We start from the raw sequence: 17,438 nt of genomic DNA, 5'->3' as shown, positions 1-17,438 counted from the left end.
TCAGGCGGGCCCTCGGCCCGCCGAAAGCGGGGAGAGGGTCAGGGTGAGGGGGTTGCGCTTGTGCCGGACGCACCGCCACGGGCATTCCCCTCACCCTCCCCGCGCCTGCGGCGGGGGTGCTTACGGCATCGTCACCTTGCCGTCCTTCACCTGGACGACGTAGACGTTGGCCTCGTTCTGGCCGCTCTCCTTGCCCTCCGGGCCGTCCTTCTTGAAGGCGATGTCGCCGTTCACGCCGTCCAGCTTGACGGTCCACAGCGCGTCGCGGATGGCCTGCGGCTCGGCCTTGCCGGCCTTCTTGATGGCTTCCACGATGGTCATGATGCCGTCATAGCCGCGGTAGCCCTCGGTCAGGCCGGCGAAGTCGTAGCCCTTCTTGTTCCAGCCATCGACGAAGCTCTTGGCGACCGTCGGGTGCACCGCCTTCTCCGGGAACCAGGGGGCGAAGAACAGCGTGAAGTAGCCGCCGTCCGCCGCCGCACCCGCCTGCGCGATGAGCTGGTCGGGGGAGGAGGAACCGCCGTTGGTGATGACCCGGTGCGGCAGGCGCAGCTCGGCCGCCTGCTTCAGGATCAGGGTGATCTGCTCGACGCCGGTGGTGACGAACAGCGTGTCGCCGCCCGACTGCTTGATGCTGGAGAGCTGGGCCGACAGGTCGGTGGCCTCCGGGGCCATCGTCTCGGTGACGCCGATCTTGACGCCCTTGGCCTGCAGCATCTTGCGGAACTCCTCCGCCGAGCCGCGGCCGAAGTCGTTGTTCACCGCCAGGAAATCGGCCTTCTGGATGGCCGGCTGGAAGTGGTCCAGCTTCTCCGCGAAGGACTTGGCCTCCATGGCGGAGGTCGGGGCGATGCGGAAGACCCACGGGTTGCCCGAGGTGGTGATCTTGGTCGAGGAGGAGGTCTCCACCACCATCGGCACGCCGTACTCCACCAGCTTCGGCATCACCGCCAGGGTGAAGGTGGAGCTCCAGGCGCCCATCAGCACCGGGACCTTGTCGCGCACGATCAGCTTCTCGGCGGAGGCGACGGCCTCCTTCGGGTTGCTCTTGTTGTCCTCGATGATCAGTTGGATCTTCTTGCCGAGAACGCCGCCGTTGGCGTTCACGACCTCTTCCGCCACCCGCGCGCCGTTGGCGACGTAGTTGCCCGACGCGGCGACCGCGCCGGTCAAAGGCTGGGTCACGCCGATCTTGATCGTCTCCTGCGCAAAGGCCACGCCCGGCGCCAGCAGCGCGGCGCTCAGCAGCAACGCCGTGGTCTTCATCGTCCGCATGTCGTCTAGCCCCCTCTTTTTGATTTGAACCGTCATTCGGCGGCGGTCACTTGGTGATCACCAAGCGGCGACCGCGCCGTCGCTGCGGGGATCGGTCGCCCCCTCCAGCATTCCGTCGGCATGGCGGACGATGGCGCCCGCATGCCCCATGGTGCTCGTGTACGGATCGAGCAGTTCGACCGTGTGCCCGGCGTCGCGCAGGGCGGCGACCAGGGCGGGGTCGAAGCGGCTTTCCAGCTTCAGCGTCACGCTGTCCTCGCCCCAGGTGCGGCCGAGCAGCCAGCGCGGCGCCGTGACGGCGGCCTGCAGGCCCTGCCCGAACATCGCGTAGCGGGAGAAGACGGCGGCCTGCGTCTGCGGCTGCCCCTCCCCGCCCATGGTGCCGTAGACCATGCCGCGCCCGTCGTCGAAGCGGGCCATCGCCGGGTTCAGCGTGTGGAAGGGCTTGCGCCCCGGAGCCAGCGCGTTCCAGCCATCCTCCGCCAGGCGGAAGGAAGCGCCGCGGTTCTGCCAGGTGATGCCGGTGTCCGGCAGCACGAGGCCGGAGCCGAATTCGAAATAGACGCTCTGGATCATGCTGACGGCGCGGCCCTGCCCGTCGATCACGCCCAGCCACACCGTGTCGCCCGGCTTGGCGACATGCGGCCAGGGCAGCGCGCGGGAACGATCAATGTTCGCCGCCAGCCCGTCCAGCACCGCGTCGTCAAGGAAGCTCTGCGCCTCCCGCCCCATGTAGGCCGGGTCGCCGACCTCGCGGTCGCGGACCAGGAAGGCCTGCTTGGTCGCCTCGATCAAACCGTGGATGTGGTCGAAGCCTTCGCCCTCCGTCACCCCCAGCCGGTCGAACAGGGCGAGGATCATCAGCGAGGCCAGACCCTGCGTCGGCGGCGGGTGGTTGAACAGCCGCGCCCCGCGCACGCCGACCGACAGGGCCGGGCGGCGGTGCGCCGCGTGACCCGCCAGATCGGCCGCGTCCACCGGCGCGCCGGCGCGCTGCAGATCCGCCGCGATGGAGGCGGCGAGCGGCCCTCGGTAGAAGCTGTCCAGCCCCTTCACCGCCAGCCGGCGCAGCGTGGCGGCCAGCGCCGGCTGCTTCAGCGTCGAGCCTTCCAGTGGCACGGCGCCGCCCGGCAGGAAGGTGCCGGCGAAGCCGGGAACGTCCTTCAGCTCGTGCAGCTTCTGGCGGGTCAGCCTTTCCTGGCTGGCGGTCACCGGGATGCCCTGCTCGGCGTGGGCGATGGCCTCCTCCAGGATGCGGGCGAGCGGCAGCGGCTCGGCCCAGCCGGCGCTGACGGCCAGCGCCTCGCGCCAGCCATCGATGGTGCCGGCGACCGTGTTCGCCGCCAGCGGCCCGCGCCAGGGCACGGTGGCGTGGCCGTGGCGCCGGTAGAGGTCGAGCGAGACGGCCTTGCCCGCCCCGCCGCAGGCGTCGATGGCGACGGGGTCGCGCCCCGGCTCGGCGATCAGCCAGAAGCCGTCGCCGCCGATGCCGGTCATGTGCGGGTAGACGACGGCCAGCGCCGCGGCGACCGCGACCGCCGCCTCGACGGCGGTGCCGCCGTCGCGCAGGATCTGGAGACCGGCCTGGCTGGCGAGGTGATGCGGGGAGGTGACCATTCCCCGGCGGCTGCGCGGCGTGTTCAGCATGGGAACCTCAGGGAAGAAGGCCGTAGATCATCCGCGCCGCGGTCAGCCCGAGAAACAGGGCGAAGACGCGGCGCAGGACGCGGGTGTCGAGGCTGTGGGCGAGCCGCGCGCCGAGCGGCGCCATCGCCATGGAGGCCGGCAGGATCAGCGCCAGACCTAGCAGGTTGACGTAGCCCAGGCTGAAATCCGGGCGCCCCGGCACGTTCCAGCCGGTCAGCACGAAGCCCACCGTTCCCGGCACACCGATGATGAAGCCCAGCGCCGCCGCCGTGCCGACCGCGCGGTGGATCGGGTAGCCGAACAGGGTGAGGATGGGGACGCTGAGCGTGCCGCCGCCGATGCCCATCATCGCCGACATCATGCCGATGCCGCCGGCCAGCCCCTGGCGCGGCGCGCCGCTCGGCAGCCCGTCGGCGATGCGCCACTCGGCCTTGCCGAACAGCATGTGCAGCGTGACCAGGACCGCCATCGCGGCGAACACCGCCGTCAGCACCGGTCCGCGCACCACGCCGGCCACCGCCGTTCCCGCCAGCACGCCCAGGAAGATCGCCGGCCCCCAGGCCCGCAGCAGTTCGCCGTCCACGGCGCCGCGCCGCCGGTGGGCGCGCAGCGACGTCAGCGAGGTGGCGATGATGGTGGCGAGCGAGGTACCGACGGCGACGTGCATGCGCACAGCCTCGTCCACGCCCAGCGCGGTGAACAGGTGATAGAGCACCGGCACGATCACGATGCCACCGCCCACCCCCATCATGCCGGCCGCCAGCCCGGCGAAGCCGCCGGCCAGCAGCAGCCCGCCGCCGAGGATGGGAAGCTGCGGCACCGCCGCGATCCCCAGCCCGGTCACGGAATGCCCCGCCGCATCTGCGAAAACCCTCTCATTTTTATGGATATCCGACTTTTTCCGTTGGTTTCCCATCCCTTTGCGAACGCCGTGCCAACCGGCAGAACACTGCGCATTTCGGTTCGCCGGGAAGAAGGGCGCGGCGTGGCGCCAGGGCCGGAAACCGCCCTAATGTTGGGCAAACGGATTGACGGAGGGGCCACGCGGCTGCCGGAAAACGGCCAGCATCCATTTGAGAAACAACAAATAATCGCGACTTCCGAGCGGGCCGGCCTTCCGCTTCATTCCTGCGCAACCTCTGCCTGCCGCGCGGGCACTCATCAGCATACTGACGATATGATGATGCTCGCGAAGAGCCTGTGCATGCCCCGGCACGGCGACAGCGGGCCGACCCAGGAGTCTCTGAAAAACCCTGATTTCCGCCTCGGCTTCTGTGTTCGTGCACAAATTGGTGGCAGGGTGCCACGCCGTGCCGCCGCGCCGCGAATCATCAGCATACTGTGGAAAACTGGGCATCGGAGGGCGGCGGGTACATGCCGTGGTATGCCGTATTGTGCGTATTTTGACCACCAAATGCCCAACGGACGGTCATTCGTCAGTATGCTGAAGTTTTGTGCGCCCCACCGACCCCTGCCCACCCTGGCATGACGCTTGCTGAAAGGACGGCCAGATAAAAATCAGCGCAAGAAGGTGGGTTATGTCAGAGACGCACACGTTCGACCTCGTGCTCCGCGGCGGACGGATTCTCGATCCGGCCAACGGGCTGGATCTGGTCGGCGATCTGGCGGTCGCGAAGGGCCGCATCGCGGCGGTGGCGGAACGGCTGCCCGATGATGCCGCCGACACCATCCTCGACGTCTCCGGAAAGCTCGTGACGCCGGGCCTGATCGACACCCACGCGCACGTCTTCGAGAAGGTGACCGGGCGCTTCGGGCTGAACCCGGACATGGTGGGCGTGCGCTCCGGCGTGTCGACTCTGGTCGACCAGGGCGGGCCGAGCCTGATGACCCTGCCGGCCTTCCGCCGCTTCATCGCCGAGCCGGCGCGCTCGCGCACGCTGTGCTTCCTCTCGGCCTATCTGGTCGGCGGGCTGGAGGGCCACTACTACCCGCAGCTCTACCGCCCGGATTGCGTCGATGTGGACGCCACCATCCGCGTCGGGCGCGAGAACCGCGACATCGTCAAGGGCATCAAGGCCCACGCCGAGGTCGGCGGCGCCTCGCGCTGGGGGCTGGACGTCATCAAGCAGGCCAAGCGCATCGCCGACGGCATCGGCGTGCCGCTCTACGTCCATCTCGGCCAGCTCTGGCCGGAGGTCGAGGGCGGCGAGGCCGTCGATCCCGACATGCTGGTGGAGGAGCTGGTCCCGCTGCTGGATTCGCGCGACATCCTGGCCCATCCCTTCACCCGGCATCCCGGCGGCTTCATCTCCACCCGCACCGGCGAGGTGCATCCGGTCATCTACAAGGCGCTGGAGCGTGGGCTCACCGTGGACGTCGGCCACGGCTCGCACTTCAGCTTCGAGATGGCGCGGCGGACGCTGGCGGCGGGCATCCTGCCCTACACGCTGGGCGCCGACCTGCACGGCTACAACGTGAAGGCCCCGACGGCGGGCGCCGGCGGCGACCGCGAGGCCAACCCCTTCTACGGCGTCGCCCCCTTCAGCCTGACCCACGCCATGACCGAGCTTCTGACCCTCGGCATGGCGCTGGGCGACGTGCTGAAGACGGTGACCAGCAACCCCGCCGCCATGCTGGGCATGGCCGACGAAATCGGCGCGCTGACGCCGGGCATGGCCGCCGACGTGGCGGTTCTGGAGGTCAAGGCCGGCCGCTGGCAGCTCAGCGACAACAGCGGCGAGCGGGTGACCGCGCCGGAGATGATCGTCCCGGCCTTCTCGCTGCGCGACGGCGTGGTGCAGGAGGTGGACAGCCCGCTGCTGCCGAAGCCGATTCCGGTGGCGGCGTAAACGAAACGGTGCCCCCACCCCGGCCCTCCCCCGCTTCCGCGGGAGAGGGTGCCTTCCGCGAAGCGGCGGCAGTCCCCTCCACCTCGTAGAGGGGGAGGGTTAGGGAGGGGGCAACCGTCGGCACCCGAACACCCCATCATCCCACGAGGACTCCGCCCATGTCCGAAGCCGCGCTCGCCTTCTGGATGTTCGAGGTCCCGGCCCGCTGCCGCGACGCCGAGGGGCGGCGGCTGGGCAAGGCCCGCGCCCTGCTGCTGTCCCACCCGCGGCGCCAGCAGCGCATGATGCTGGAGCTGGCGCACGATGCCCCGCTCGCCACGGGAAGCCGCGTCGTCACCAAGCGCGCGGCCTTCGTGGTCGAGCGGTGCGAGGGCGAGTCCGGCTTCGGTTTCCGGCGCTACGCCGTGCGCTGCGTCGGGACGCGTCCCGCCCCGTAACGAAATCCGGGCGCGGCTGATCCACATCAAGGCGCCGGGGGGCTTGGCAGCGAATATTAATCGAACGATTAATAACCCGCTTCGGAGATTCCCATGACCACCCCCGCCCCCGCACCGCAGGACGGCCTGTGCGCGAAGCTGCTGCGCGGCTGGCGCGGCGTCCGCTCCCTGAACGCGCTCCAGGCGCTGGCGCCGCACGACCGCGACCGCGTTCTGGCCGACGCCGGCCTGACCGACCTGACCGCGCCGGCCGTGCTGCGCGCCGGCCATGTCGGGGCGCTGCTTCCCGCCGCGATGGCGCTGCACGGCGTCGACGGCGCCATGGTGGAGCAGGACCGCCCCGACCTGATGAACGATCTGCAGCGCGTCTGCGCGCTCTGCCGCGGCGCCCGCACCTGCCGCCGTCTGCTGGCGGAAGGCTGCACGCAGCCGGAGCACGCCCGGCTCTGCCCCAACGCCGACACGCTCGACGCGCTCCGCTGAGGAGCGCGTCGAGCGGCGCAAAACATCTCCCCAAAATTCCCCACGGAAAATCCCCAACCGTCTTCGTCGGAAAAGCGATTGACAGCGCCGCGACGTGACCGTTAGCATCCCTGAATAATTAATTGGCCGTATAATAAAACACGGGAACGGTTGCCGCATCGGACGGCATGCGTTCCCGCAACCGGCCGACGCGCCCACGCCGAGAGCGGCGGGGCGCCGACAGGGAATCGTCATTCGCCGTCATCGCGACATCACCGTCGAACGCGGAGGGAGAGATGAGAAACGTGGTACTGGGCGGCCTGCTGTTGACCGGCGTCGCCGCGTCGGTTCCGGCGCAGGCGCAGGACACGGTCAGGATCGGGCTGGTCCAGCCGCTGACCGGATCGGTCGCCTACAACGGCAAGTCCGTGGTGGAAGGCGCCCGGCTCGCCGTCGAGGACATGAACGCCGCAGGCGGCGTCCTCGGCAAGAAGATCGAACTGATCGTCGAGGACGGGCAGTGCACCCCGGCCAACTCGGTCAACGCCGTCGAAAAGCTGGTGCAGAAGGACAAGGTCGTCACGCTTGTCGGCGCCTTCTGCAGCTCCGCCACCGCGGCGATCATGCCGGTGGCCCAGAAATACAAGCTGCCGCTGATCACCGGCGTGTCCTCGAAGGCCAGCCTGACGGAACAGGGCAACCCCTATTTCTTCCGCGCCGCCGAGACGGACGCGCTGATGGCGGAAGCCTTCGCCAAGATCCTCGCCAACGACCTGAAGCTGACCAAGGTCGCCTACATCGGCGTCAACGACGACTGGGGCCGCGGCGGGGTTGAGGAATTTTCCCGCGACCTGACGGCGCTGGGCGTCAAGACGGTGCTGACCGAGTATTTCGACCACGGCGCCACCGACTTCTTCACCCTGCTGACCAAGCTGCGCGCCGCCAAGCCGGACGGCGTGTTCGTCGCCGCGGAGACGCAGGACGGCTCCATCCTGGTCAAGCAGATCCGCGAGATGGGGCTGGACACCAAGGTGTTCGGCGTCGGCTCCTGGGCCACCGCCGACTTCATCAACCTGACCGGCGAGGCCGCGGAGGGCATCCACGCCGCCGTCCCCTACGCCTCCAGCATGGACACCCCGCGCAACCAGGCGTTCGTCCAGAAATACCAGGCGAAGTACGGCATCAAGCCCGGCAAGTACGGCGCCGCCGGTTACAACGCCCTGAACATCGCCGGACAGGCCATCGCGCGGGCCGGCGGCACCGACGCCGAGGCCATCCGGGCGTCGCTCGCCAAGACCAGCTACGAGGCGCCGAACGGCGTCTACAAGTTCACCGACAAGGGCCAGGCCTACGGCTTCGAGGCGGTGCTGGTGCGGATCGAGAAGGGCGAACCGAAGGTGATCGCCTCCACCCCGGTGGACGCGCCGCACTGACCGGCGGACGCCGCCAGGGCCGTCGCATTTGGCCAAATAGCCCTCTCCCCTCTGGGGAGAGGGTGGCCCGGAGGGCCGGTGAGGGGGATGTGCAAGACGATACGTCCGGCAAAAGCACAACCCCCTCACCCTAACCCTCTCCCCGCTTTCGGCGGACCAAAGGTCCGCCTGCCGCGTCAGCGCAAACTTCGTTTGCGCATGAGCGGAGGGGAGAGGGGACTTCAAATGCGATTAACCCTGTGCACACCGATCCAACGCACCGTTTGTGCGGGCCTGCTTTTGCGAGAACGTCATGGATCTCTTTCCGCAGTTCCTGGCCAACGGGCTGGTGATGGGCGTGTTCTACGCGCTCTCCGCCCTCGGCCTGACGCTGATCTTCGGCCTGATGCGCGTGGTCAACTTCGCCCATGGCGAGTTCTACATGCTGGGCGGGGTCAGCGGCTGGTTCGTCACCAATCACCTGGGCCTCGACTTCTTCAGCGGCCTGATCGTGGTCGCCGCCTTCATGGCCGCCGTCGGCTGGCTGGTCGACCGTTTCCTGATCGAGCGGGTGCGCGGCCAGGGTGAGGAGCCGGGCATCCTGCTGACCATCGGCCTGTCGATCTTCCTGGTCAACGGCACGCTCCTGCTGGTCGGCCCGGCGCCCATGAAGGTGGCCGGCGCGATGGCCGAAGGGCCACTGTTCTTCGGCCCGATCGCGGTGACCAAGCTGCGCCTGCTGGCCGTGGCGGTGGGCATCGCGCTGATCGTCGGCGCCCATCTGCTGATCCGCCGGACCCGGCTGGGGGCCGCCATGCGCGCCACCTTCCAGGACCCGATGGCGGCCAGCCTCGCCGGCATCCGCACCGGCCATGTCTACGCCGCCACCTTCGCGCTGGGCTGCACGCTGGCCGCGCTGTCGGGGATGCTGCTGGCCTCCATCTACTCCGCCCAGGCGTCGGTCGGCGGGCTGATCAGCCTGAAGAGCTTCGTCGTGGTCATCCTCGGCGGCATGGGCAGCTTCGCCGGCGCCATCGCCGGGGGCCTGCTGCTGGGCGTCGCCGAGGCGATGTGGGGCGGCTATGTCTCCATGGGCATGGTCGACGTCATCGGCTTCGTCCTGGTCATCCTGATCCTGCTGTTCCGGCCCCAGGGCCTGTTCTCGATCCGCACGGAAAGGGCCTGACATGACCCTGGAACGCAACATCCTGCTGGCCTTTCTGGCGGGGGCGGCGCTTCTGCCCTTCGCGGTGACGGACCAGTACATCCTGCACCTCGCCATCATGGCGCTGTTCTACGCGGTGCTGGCGAGCAGCCTCAATCTGGTGGTCGGCTATGTCGGCGAGTTCTCGCTGGGCCACACCGCCTTCCTCGGCACCGGGGCCTACACGGCGGCGCTGCTGTCCACCCAGGCCGGGATGCCGATGTGGGTGACGATCCCTCTGGCCGGGCTGGTCTCCGCCGTCTTCGGCTTCGCCATCGGGGCGATCACGCTGCGCCTGCAAGGCCCTTACTTCGTGATCGTCACCCTGTCCTTCGCCGAGGTGCTGCGCATCGTCGCCAACAACTGGATCGCGGTGACCAACGGCCCGATGGGGCTGGCGGGCGTCGGCCAGAATCTCTTCGGGGACGTGGCCGTCACCGACAAGGCGGGCTTCTTCCTGATCGTGCTGGGCATCGCCGCGGTGGCGCTCTACTTCTCCTACCGCTTCGTCTATTCCAACGCCGGCCGGGCGGCGGTGGCGGTGCGCGAGAACCGCTACGTCGCGCAGTCCATCGGCGTCGATCCCTTCGGCACGGCCATGCAGGCCTTCGTCCTGGGCGCCTTCCTGGCCGGCTTGGCCGGGGGCTTCTACGCCCACTACATCTCCTTCGTCGGGCCGGAGGTGTTCCGCTTCGCCTTCATGGCGACGATGATCATCATGGTGCTGCTGGGCGGCAAGGGCACCCTGATCGGCCCGCTGGCCGGCGCCGTGATCGTGACGGTGCTGGAGGAATATCTGCGCGAGGTGCAGGAACTCCGCCTCACCCTGTTCGGGCTGATCGTCATGGCCATCGTCCTGTTCCTGCCCAACGGCCTGATGGGCTTCATCGCCCTGCGCCGCGAGCAGCAGGCCGCCAAGCCGACCCTCAACGCCGCGAAGGAGCGCACCGTATGACGGCGACCACCCAGCCGACAGCCGAGCCGACCGCCGACCGGCAGCCGCTTCTGCGCGCCGACGACCTGACCATGACCTTCGGCGGCATCACGGCGGTGAAGGACTTCAGCTTCCACATCGAGCCCGGCGAGATCGTCGGCCTGATCGGCCCCAACGGCGCCGGCAAGACCACCTGCTTCAACATGCTGACCGGCTTCTACGCGCCGAGCAACGGGCGGGTGCGCTTCAAGGGGCAGGACATCACCAACCGCAAACCCCACGCCATCGCCCGGCTCGGCCTCGTCCGCAGCTTCCAGAAGACCAACGTCATGAAGCGGCTGACGGTCTTCGAGAATGTGCTGACCGGCCATTACATGGCGAGCCGCCAATCCCTCCTCGCCACCTTCTTCCCCGGCGAGGCGGTGCGCCGCGCCGAGCGGGAGGCGCGGGAGAGCGCCGCGGCCATCGTCGAGACCATGGGTCTGGCCCAGCGCATGAACGCCCCGGCGCATCTGCTGTCCTGCGGCGAGCTGCGCCTGCTGGAGGTCGCTGTGGCGCTGGCCGCCAAGCCCAGCCTGCTGATGCTCGACGAGCCCGCCGCCGGGCTGAACAGCCACGAGGCCGGGACCTTCGGCGCCGTCCTGAAGACGCTGATCGGGCGCAGCATCGACGCGCTGCTGATCGTGGAGCACAACATGGATCTGGTCATGTCGGTGTCCGACCGGATCGTCGTCCTCAACTTCGGCCGCAAGCTGGCCGAGGGCCGGCCGGCCGAGATCATCGAGAACCGGCAGGTCGCCGAAGCCTATCTCGGAAAGGCCGCCGCATGACGCTGCTCTCCGAATCCCCCTCGCCTTCCGCCATTGCGCAGGCCGCCGACGCGCCGGTCCTCGCCGTGGAGGGCCTGCACGTCGCCTACGGCTCCACCGCCGCGCTGCACGGCGTGTCGCTGGACGTGCGGGCCGGCGAGACGGTCGCCCTGATCGGCGCCAACGGCGCCGGCAAGAGCACCATCCTGCGGGCCATCTCCGGCCTGCTGAAGGCGCGCTCCGGCACCATCGTCTGGAACGGCAAGGCCATCGCCAACCTGCCCGCCGACCGCATCGTCGCCGCCGGCATCGCCCACTGCCCGGAGGAACGGCACGTCTGGCCGAATATGACGGTGCAGGAGAACATCGCGCTCGGCGCCTATCTCTGCCGTTCGCGCGAGGAGGTGCAGCGGCGCATCGGCATGGCCTTCCACCGCTTCCCCCGCCTGCGCGAGCGGTCGCGCCAGATGGCCGGAACGCTCAGCGGCGGCGAGCAGCAGATGCTCGCCATCGCCCGCGCGCTGATGTCGGAGCCGCGGCTGCTGATGCTGGACGAGCCCAGCCTCGGCCTCAGCCCGAAGATGGCCGACGAGGTGTTCGACGTGGTGCGCTCCGTCAACGGCCACGGCGTCACCGTCCTGCTGGTCGAGCAGAACATCCACAACGCGCTGGGCGTCGCCAGCCGGGCCTATGTGGTCAAGACGGGCCGCATCACCGCCAGCCGCCCCTCGGCGGAGCTGCGCGGCGACCCCGACCTGCTGCGCGCCTATCTGGGCGGCTGAGGCCGCCACACGGCGACAGGCCGTGTCACGAATAATTAAACGAACGACCGAACAATTCTCGGTCGCCGTCCTTCAGGAGGCAAGAGTGCGAACCAACATGCGAATTGGCATCGTCGGCGGCGGCATCGGCGGCGTCGCGCTGGCCGGCAGCCTGCTCCAGCGCGGCTTCGAGGTCCGCCTGTTCGAGCGGGCGCCGGGCTTCGGCGAGATCGGCGCCGGCATCCAGATGACGCCGAACGCGGTGAAGGTCATCAAGTCGCTGGGGCTGCTCGACAAGATGCTGGCCGCCGGCTTCCTGCCGCAATCGCTGGTCGGGCGCAACTGGCGCAGCGGGCGGGAGACCTTCCGCACGCCGCTGATCGAGACCTGCCCGGTGCTCTACGACGCGCCCTTCATCCACATCCACCGCGCCGACCTGCATGCCATCCTGGCCTCGCTGGTCCCGGACAGCGTCGCCAACTTCGGGGTGAGCTGCACCGGCGTCCGCCAGGACAAGAGCACGGCGGTCGCCAGCTTCAGCGACGGCAGCGAGTACGAGGCCGACCTGATCGTCGGCGCCGACGGCGTGCGCTCCGTCGTGCGTTCCGGCCTGTTCGGGCCGGAGGCGCCGCGCTTCACAGGCCACATGTGTTACCGCGCCGTGGTGCCGACCGGCGGGGTGGTGGATTACGTCAGCCCCGACGCCTCCTTCTGGTTTGGGCCGCACAGCCACGTCGTGACCTACTACGTGCGCGGCGGCAAGGCCGTGAACATCGTGGCGGTCGCCGAAACCAAGGAGTGGGTGGAGGAGTCCTGGAACGCCCCCAGCAGCAAGGAGGAAATGCTCGGCGCCTTCCGCGGCTGGCACCGCAACGTCGAGACGCTCTTCAGCAAGGTGGACCAGGTCTACAAATGGGGCCTGTTCGACCGCGACCCGATGACGACTTGGTCGAAGGGCCGCATCACCCTGATGGGCGACGCCGCACACCCCATGCTGCCCTTCCTCTCGCAGGGCGCCGCGATGGCGATCGAGGACGCCTATGTGCTGGCCGAATCCCTGAAGGGGCACGGCGGCGACGTGGCCTCGGCGCTGCGCGACTACGAGGCGGAGCGGCTTCCCCGCACCAGCCGCGTCCAGCTGGAGGCGCGGGAGCGCGGGCGGACCTACCACCTGCCCTCCCCGCTGGCCCAGGCGAAGCGCGACTTCATGTACTGGCTGCGCGGGCTGTTCAACCCGCAGGCCACCGGCATCCAGGCCAACTGGGTCTACCAGTACGACGCCCGCGCCTTCCGGCCGAACCTCTCCGACAAGCCGCGCCTCGTGGCGTGAGCGGGGCGACGTTGCCCCCACCCCGGCCCTCCCCCGCTAACGCAGGGGAGGGGACAAAACTCCCTCCCCTGCGAAGCGGGGGAGGGCCGGGGTGGGGGCAAAGGCAGCACCAAGAGCCAGCTCCGCCGCAAGACATCTCCAAGGACCGACCATGACCAACAAGACCTATCGCATCGGCCAGATCGTCCCCAGCTCCAACACGACCATGGAGACGGAAATCCCGGCGATGCTGACCGCCCACGCGCTGGCGCACGGCACCCGCTTCACCTTCCATTCCAGCCGGATGCGCATGAAGACGGTGAAGAAGGAGGAACTCGCCGCCATGGACGCCGAGTCCGACCGCTGCGCGCTGGAGCTGTCGGACGCCCGCGTCGACGTGCTGGGCTACGCCTGCCTCGTCGCCATCATGAGCATGGGCAAGGGCTACCACCGCGTCTCGCAGGAGCGGCTGCACGGGCGCACCGCGGAGAATGGCGGGACGGCCCCGGTCATCACCAGCGCCGGCGCGCTCGTCGACGGGCTGCATGTTCTGGGCGCCAAGCGCATCGCCCTGGTCGCCCCCTACATGAAGCCGCTGGCCCAGCTCGTCGTCGATTACATCGAGCATGAGGGCGTGCAGGTCGTCGATTGGCGGGCGCTGGAGATCCCCGACAATCTGGAGGTCGGGCGCCACGACCCGTCCCGCCTGCCGGGCATCGTCGCCGGCATGGACACCGCCGGGGTGGACGCCGTGGTGCTGTCGGCCTGCGTCCAGATGCCGTCGCTGCCCGCCATCGCGCAGGTCGAGGCGATGACCGGCAAGCCGGTGCTGAGCGCCGCCGTCGCCACCACCTACGCCAAGCTGAAGGCGCTGGGCCTGCCGACGCGCGTTCCGGGGGCCGGCGCCCTGCTCTCCGGCGCCTACTGAGCGGGGGTTATGCCATGACCAGCAGCACTTACCGCTACGGCGCGAACCTCCGCGCCAACGGCATCCGCCAGCATTACCTGCGCTACGGCGGCGAGGGGAAAACCCGTCCCGTCGTCATCGTTCCGGGCATCACCAGCCCCGCCGTCACCTGGGGCTTCGTGGCGGAGCGCTTCGGGCGCAACTTCGACACCTACGTGCTCGACGTGCGCGGGCGCGGCCTGTCGGAGGCGTCGGACGCGCTCGACTACGGGCTCGACGCCATGGCCGCCGACGTGGCGGCCTTCACCGAAGCCCTGGGCCTGCGCGACTACGCGCTGGTCGGCCACTCCATGGGCGCGCGCATCGGGCTGCGCGCGGTCAGCCGCCATGGCGCCGCCCCGGCGCGGCTGGTCATGGTCGATCCGCCGGTCTCCGGGCCGGGCCGCCGCCCCTACCCGGCGCAGTTGCCCTGGTACGTGGACTCCATCCGCCTGATGCGCGAGGGCGCCGACCTGGAGGCGATGCGGCCCTTCTGCCCGACCTGGACGGACGAGCAACTCCGCCTGCGCGCCGAATGGCTGCACACCTGCGACGAACGGGCCATCGTCACCGCCTTCAACGACTTCCAGACCGACGACATCCACGCCGACTTCCCGCGCATCCCCTGCCCGGCCCTGCTGATCGCCGCCGGGCGCGGCGACGTGATCCGGCCCGAGGAGGAGGCGGAGATCCGCAAGCTCCAGCCCGAACTCGCCGTCACCCGCGTCGAGGGGGCCGGCCACATGATCCCCTGGGACGACGAAGAGGGCTTCTACCGCGCCTTCGGCACCTTCCTCGGCACCGCCGTCTGACCGTCCATCCGGAAAGGGACACGCATCATGCCCGTCAGTGACGCCGATATGGTCCGCGCCTGGACCCATGTTCTGACCCTGTCGAAGCTGAAGCCGCAGGAGGTGGTCACCATCCTGACCAGCGACGGCACCCACCCGCAGACCCTGCGCACCGCCCTGATCGCCGCCTCCAATCTGGGGGCGCGGGTCAACCGGCTGGACCTGCCGCCGGTGAACGCGGAGCACGCCCACAGCCGCGACAGCCTCGCCTATCTCGGCACCACCCCGCTGACCGGAAACCGCGCCGCCATGGCCGCGCTGAAGGAAAGCGATCTGGTGCTGGACCTGATGACCCTCCTCTTCTCGCCGGAGCAGATGGAGATCCTGGAGAGCGGCACGAAAATTCTCCTCGCCGTCGAGCCGCCGGAGGTCCTCGTCCGCCTGCTGCCCAGCCTGGAGGACAAGGCGACGGTGGGCGAGGCGACCGCGCTGCTGAAGGCGGCGAAGGAGATGCACGTCACCTCGCGCGCCGGCACCGACCTGCGCCTGCCCATCGGCGAGTTCCCGACGGTGCAGGAATACGGCTTCGTCGACGAACCGGGGCGCTGGGACCATTGGCCGAGCGGCTTCGGCTTCACCTTCCCCAACGAGGGGCAGGCGAGCGGGCGGATCGTTCTCGACAAGGGCGACATCCTCCTGCCGATGAAGTCCTATCTGACGTCCCAGATCGAGATGACGGTGGAGAAGGGCTACGTCACCGCCATCACCGGCGGTTTGGACGCCGACCTGCTGAACGACTACATGGACGCCTTCGCCGACCCGGAGGCCTACGCCATCTCCCACATCGGCTGGGGCACGCAAAAGCGGGCGCGCTGGTCGACGCTCGGCCTTTACGACCGGGAGCAGACGCTGGGCATGGACGCGCGGGCCTTTGCCGGGAACTTCCTGTTCTCGCTCGGCCCCAACAACGAGGCGGGCGGGTCGCGCACCACCGCCTGCCACATCGACATCCCCATGCGGAACTGCACCGTCCGCCTGGACGGGCGCGACGTCGTCCGCGAGGGCAAGCTGCTCGCCGGAAAGGAACTGGCATGAGTGTTTCGGAACAGGCCGTCTACGAGCGGCAGGGCTTCGGCCGGTCACTGGGCATCCAGGGCCAGATCGGTCTGCTGATCGTCGATTTCGTCAACGGTTTCGCCGACCCGGCGGTGTTCGGCGGCGGCAACATCGCGCCGGCCATCGCCCGCACGGCGCAGGTGCTGGAGAAGGCCCGGAATCGCGGCTGGTTCGTCGCCCACAGCCGGATCGTCTACGCCGACGACGGATCGGACGGGAACGTCTTCTCCATCAAGGTGCCGGGCATGCAGACCCTGACCGAGCACGCCGCCATCAGCGCCATCGTGCCGGAACTGACCCCGGTGCCGGGGGAGCTGGTGGTGCGCAAGACGGTTCCCTCGGCCTTTTTCGGGACCGGGCTGGCGCCGTGGTTGACACAGCGCGGCGTCGAGACTCTTTTGATCGCCGGAGCGACGACGAGCGGCTGCGTGCGGGCCAGCGTGGTGGACGCCATGTGCCACGGCTTCCGCCCGGTCGTCATGGCCGATTGCGTGGGCGACCGCGCCCTGGCGCCGCACGAGGCCAACCTGTTCGACATCGGCCAGAAATACGGCGACGTGGTTACGGCGGAGCGCGTTCTCGCCTTGTGAGACGCGGTCTGGGTTGAAAAGAGGATCGGGCGTTGCACCATGTTAGACTTTCCATCCGAAGAGTGCCGCCGGGAGTGAGATGAGCCGACCGATGAGCAAAGTCCAGGACAGCGCGCCCGTCGCCGACACCGCGCCGGAGAGCGGCGCCGCGCGGGGCCGCCCCCCGCGCGGCCGCCGCGCCGGGCCGGGCCGTCCGGAGGGCACCAGCAACGTGCGCGACCAGATCCTGGACGCGGCGGAGCTGGAGTTCGCCAACCTCGGCTACGCCGGCACCAGCCTGCGCAACGTCGCCGACCGGGCCGAGGTGACCCAGGCCCTCATCAGCTATTACTTCGGGTCCAAGCACGGGCTGTTCGAGGAGGTCTTCCTGCGCCGCGGCCGGAAGATCGCCGACGAGCGCATGGAGCGGCTGGAGGCGCTGCGCCGCGGCCCCGCGCCGCCGCCGGTGCGCGACATCGTCTACGCCTTCCTGATGCCGGCGCTCGCCATGCGCGAGACGGAGGGGGGCCGCACCTTCATGCGGCTCCAGGCCCGGCTGCACACCGAGCCGCCGGAAATCTCCTACAAGCTGCGCAACGAGGCCTACGACGCCTCGACCCGCATCTTCGCCGCCGCGCTGAAGGAGGCGCTGCCGCATCTGTCGGAGCGGGACGTCTACTGGCGAATGACGCTGATGATCGGCGCCTATCTCTACGCCTTCTCCGACACCCACCGTCTGGAGGAGCTGGCGCCGGGCATCTGCAACCCCGGCGACCCGGACGAGATCATCACCGAGATCAGCAGCTTCGTCAGCGCCGGCATGCTGGCCCCGGTGCCGGAACCGGCGCGGGCGCCGGGGCGGAGGAAGCGGGGGTAGTTTTTTGGAGAGTGGCTGCGGTGCGCCCCCCTCCCGACCTCCCCCCGCTTCGCAGGGGGAGGAGAAAGCCCTCCCCTGC

Annotated in this window: 17 protein-coding genes; 14 read left to right on the top strand and 3 right to left on the bottom strand. The window is 69.4% G+C overall.

Annotation, left to right across the window (positions count from 1 at the left end):
• Positions 1-120 precede the first annotated feature (120 nt).
• From DXK32_RS26745 to DXK32_RS26735, 3 genes are read right to left on the bottom strand one after another with little or no spacing between them, the layout of a single operon-like run.
• Positions 121-1,275 (bottom strand): ABC transporter substrate-binding protein, encoded by a 1,155-nt coding sequence (locus DXK32_RS26745; protein ID WP_114861291.1) that lies wholly within the window; start codon positions 1,273-1,275, stop codon positions 121-123.
• A gap of 57 nt (positions 1,276-1,332) precedes the next feature.
• A complete protein-coding gene (locus tag DXK32_RS26740; RefSeq protein ID WP_114861290.1) occupies positions 1,333-2,922 on the bottom strand; it encodes a gamma-glutamyltransferase family protein in 1,590 nt (529 codons plus the stop codon).
• Between the two features lie 7 nt (positions 2,923-2,929).
• Positions 2,930-3,766 (bottom strand): sulfite exporter TauE/SafE family protein, encoded by an 837-nt coding sequence (locus DXK32_RS26735; protein ID WP_114861289.1) that lies wholly within the window; start codon positions 3,764-3,766, stop codon positions 2,930-2,932.
• A 694-nt stretch (positions 3,767-4,460) separates the two neighbouring features.
• Here DXK32_RS26735 and DXK32_RS26730 point away from each other — a divergent pair.
• From DXK32_RS26730 to DXK32_RS26655, 14 genes are all read left to right on the top strand, one after another.
• The gene (locus tag DXK32_RS26730; protein ID WP_014199591.1) at positions 4,461-5,732 is read left to right on the top strand and encodes an amidohydrolase/deacetylase family metallohydrolase; all 1,272 of its coding nucleotides are present in this window, start codon (positions 4,461-4,463) and stop codon (positions 5,730-5,732) included.
• A 158-nt stretch (positions 5,733-5,890) separates the two neighbouring features.
• Positions 5,891-6,169 (top strand): hypothetical protein, encoded by a 279-nt coding sequence (locus DXK32_RS26725; RefSeq protein WP_114861288.1) that lies wholly within the window; start codon positions 5,891-5,893, stop codon positions 6,167-6,169.
• Positions 6,170-6,262: 93 nt separating this feature from the next.
• Positions 6,263-6,652: a hypothetical protein gene (locus tag DXK32_RS26720; RefSeq protein WP_114861287.1), complete on the top strand. Its 390-nt coding sequence runs from the start codon at positions 6,263-6,265 to the stop codon at positions 6,650-6,652.
• Between the two features lie 275 nt (positions 6,653-6,927).
• Positions 6,928-8,064 carry an ABC transporter substrate-binding protein gene (locus DXK32_RS26710; RefSeq protein WP_114861286.1) on the top strand — a complete coding sequence of 379 codons (1,137 nt, stop codon included), beginning with the start codon at positions 6,928-6,930 and terminating at the stop codon, positions 8,062-8,064.
• Between the two features lie 292 nt (positions 8,065-8,356).
• Positions 8,357-9,229 (top strand): branched-chain amino acid ABC transporter permease, encoded by an 873-nt coding sequence (locus tag DXK32_RS26700; RefSeq protein WP_114861285.1) that lies wholly within the window; start codon positions 8,357-8,359, stop codon positions 9,227-9,229.
• A gap of 1 nt (position 9,230) precedes the next feature.
• The gene (locus DXK32_RS26695) at positions 9,231-10,202 is read left to right on the top strand and encodes a branched-chain amino acid ABC transporter permease (protein ID WP_114861284.1); all 972 of its coding nucleotides are present in this window, start codon (positions 9,231-9,233) and stop codon (positions 10,200-10,202) included.
• Positions 10,199-11,011 (top strand): ABC transporter ATP-binding protein, encoded by an 813-nt coding sequence (locus DXK32_RS26690; RefSeq protein WP_205215835.1) that lies wholly within the window; start codon positions 10,199-10,201, stop codon positions 11,009-11,011. Before DXK32_RS26695 ends, DXK32_RS26690 begins: the two co-directional genes overlap by 4 nt.
• Complete coding sequence (locus tag DXK32_RS26685; protein WP_114861283.1) at positions 11,008-11,772, top strand: ABC transporter ATP-binding protein; 765 nt, start codon at positions 11,008-11,010, stop codon at positions 11,770-11,772. Before DXK32_RS26690 ends, DXK32_RS26685 begins: the two co-directional genes overlap by 4 nt.
• 97 nt (positions 11,773-11,869) lie before the next feature.
• Positions 11,870-13,081 carry an FAD-dependent monooxygenase gene (locus DXK32_RS26680; RefSeq protein ID WP_114861282.1) on the top strand — a complete coding sequence of 404 codons (1,212 nt, stop codon included), beginning with the start codon at positions 11,870-11,872 and terminating at the stop codon, positions 13,079-13,081.
• A 151-nt stretch (positions 13,082-13,232) separates the two neighbouring features.
• Positions 13,233-13,988 (top strand): maleate cis-trans isomerase family protein, encoded by a 756-nt coding sequence (locus tag DXK32_RS26675; protein ID WP_114861281.1) that lies wholly within the window; start codon positions 13,233-13,235, stop codon positions 13,986-13,988.
• Between the two features lie 14 nt (positions 13,989-14,002).
• Positions 14,003-14,818: an alpha/beta fold hydrolase gene (locus tag DXK32_RS26670; protein WP_114861280.1), complete on the top strand. Its 816-nt coding sequence runs from the start codon at positions 14,003-14,005 to the stop codon at positions 14,816-14,818.
• Positions 14,819-14,845: 27 nt separating this feature from the next.
• The gene (locus DXK32_RS26665; RefSeq protein ID WP_114861279.1) at positions 14,846-15,892 is read left to right on the top strand and encodes a 2,5-dihydroxypyridine 5,6-dioxygenase; all 1,047 of its coding nucleotides are present in this window, start codon (positions 14,846-14,848) and stop codon (positions 15,890-15,892) included.
• Positions 15,889-16,503: an isochorismatase family protein gene (locus tag DXK32_RS26660; protein ID WP_114861278.1), complete on the top strand. Its 615-nt coding sequence runs from the start codon at positions 15,889-15,891 to the stop codon at positions 16,501-16,503. Before DXK32_RS26665 ends, DXK32_RS26660 begins: the two co-directional genes overlap by 4 nt.
• 91 nt (positions 16,504-16,594) lie before the next feature.
• Positions 16,595-17,359 (top strand): TetR/AcrR family transcriptional regulator, encoded by a 765-nt coding sequence (locus tag DXK32_RS26655; protein WP_114861277.1) that lies wholly within the window; start codon positions 16,595-16,597, stop codon positions 17,357-17,359.
• Positions 17,360-17,438: the final 79 nt, after the last annotated feature.

This window comes from Azospirillum brasilense (assembly GCF_003349955.1).
GTDB lineage: Bacteria > Pseudomonadota > Alphaproteobacteria > Azospirillales > Azospirillaceae > Azospirillum > Azospirillum brasilense_B.
Note: the sequence above shows the minus strand (reverse complement) of the source record. Positions and strands in the feature narration are given on the sequence as shown.